The following is a 1,693-nucleotide window of genomic DNA, read 5'->3' as shown; positions in this document are numbered from 1 at the left end:
GGCTGGGCGAGCCCGAGGGCATCGGCGCCGCCTTCCGCGCGGCGCTGCTGCCGCTGCTGCTGCCGGTGATCATCCTGGGCGGCATCTATGGCGGCATCTTCACGCCCACCGAGGCGGCGGCGGTCGCGGTGTTCTTCGCGCTCTTCGTCGGCGCCGCCGTCTACCGCACGCTGACGCCGGCGCGCCTCTTCACGGCGCTGCGCGTCTCGCTGCTCAGCACGGTGGTCATCCTGATCATCATCTCGGCCGCCAGCGTGTTCGGCTGGGTGCTGACGGCCAACCGCATCCCCGAGATGATTGCCCGCTTCTTCATCGCCCTGTCGGACGATCCGAAGGTCTTCCTGCTCCTGGTCAATGTCTTCCTGCTGCTGGTGGGGATGTTCCTGGAGACGGGTGCCGCGATCACCATCCTGGCGCCGATCCTGACGCCGGTCGCGGTGGTGATGGGCATCGATCCCGTGCATTTCGGCATCATCATGATCGTGAACCTCGCGGTCGGCATGACGACGCCGCCGGTGGGGGTCAACCTTTTCGTCGCCTGCCAGGTGGCCGGGTTGCGGATCGAGCAGATCCTGAAGAGCATGCTGCCCTTCTACTTCGTGCTGCTGCTCGACATCCTGCTCCTGACCTACCTGCCGCAGATCTCGATGTGGCTGCCACGCGCCCTCGGCTGAACGGGCGGCCGGGCGGGGCCTCGCCGCCCCGCCCGCCAGGTTTTCGTTGCCGCCGGAAAACAGGTCTCAACCATGCAAGCCCATGGTTGCGCGGCCGGGCCATGCTGCGCGCAGCGCCAGAAGCCCCGCCGGTGATCCGGCCGGGGCGGAGGGCCTGATGCAACAGCCCGAGAGAACACCGCCATGGCCCCCACCGCGACCCCGACCCCCGGCAAGCTGCTGCTGAACCCGGGCGACCACACGCTGATCATGATCGACTTCCAGTCGCAGATGGCCTTCGCCACCAAGTCGATCGACCCGGTGCAGCTGCGCAACAACGCCGGCCTCGTCTCCGCCGCCGCGGCCGGCTTCGGCGTCTCCACCATCCTCACCACCGTAGCCGAGAAATCCTTCTCCGGGCCGATGTTCGAGGAGGTGACGGCGCCCTTTCCCGGCCAGGCGCTGCTCGACCGCACCTCGATGAACACCTGGGAGGACGCGGCGGTGATCGCGGAGGTCAACCGCATCGGCAAGCCGCGCATCGTGCTGGCCGGGCTCTGGACCTCCGTCTGCATCGTAGGTCCCGCGCTGTCCGCGCTCGACCAGGGCTTCGAGGTGTATGTCGTCGCCGATGCCTGCGGCGACATCTCGGCCGAGGCGCATGAGCGGGCGGTGGAGCGCATGGTCCAGGCCGGCGCGCGGCCGATGACGGCGCTGCAATACCTGCTGGAGCTGCAGCGCGACTGGGCGCGCACCGGCACCTACGAGATGACCACCGGCATCGCCAAGCGGCTGGGCGGCGGCTACGGCCTCGGCATCACCTACGCCAAGACGATGTTCAACGCCCACGAGGGCTGACCCGGCGCCGGGGAGGCCGCGATGAAGCCTTATCTCCTCTCGCTTGGCGCCGGGTTGCTGGTTGGCGTGGTCTACAGCCTGCTCAACGTCCGTTCGCCGGCGCCGCCGGTGGTGGCGCTGGTCGGCCTCCTTGGCATCCTGCTCGGCGAGCAGGCCGTTCCCGTGGCGAAGCGCCTGCTGGC

At 69.0% G+C, this 1,693-nt stretch carries 3 protein-coding genes; all 3 read left to right on the top strand.

From position 1 onward, the window contains the following. Positions 1 to 674 (top strand): TRAP transporter large permease subunit (locus tag ACZJYS_RS24235; RefSeq protein ID WP_493180632.1); only part of this gene is annotated, 674 nt, incomplete at its 5' end. Positions 675 to 857: 183 nt separating this feature from the next. Further along, the gene (locus ACZJYS_RS24230; protein WP_493180631.1) at positions 858 to 1,511 is read left to right on the top strand and encodes a hydrolase; all 654 of its coding nucleotides are present in this window, start codon (positions 858 to 860) and stop codon (positions 1,509 to 1,511) included. A 21-nt stretch (positions 1,512 to 1,532) separates the two neighbouring features. Next, positions 1,533 to 1,693 (top strand): DUF1427 family protein (locus ACZJYS_RS24225; protein ID WP_493180633.1); only part of this gene is annotated, 161 nt, incomplete at its 3' end.

The sequence above is a fragment of the Roseomonas sp. TS2 genome, from assembly GCF_058833935.1.
This window is presented reverse-complemented; position numbering and strand designations above follow the sequence as displayed.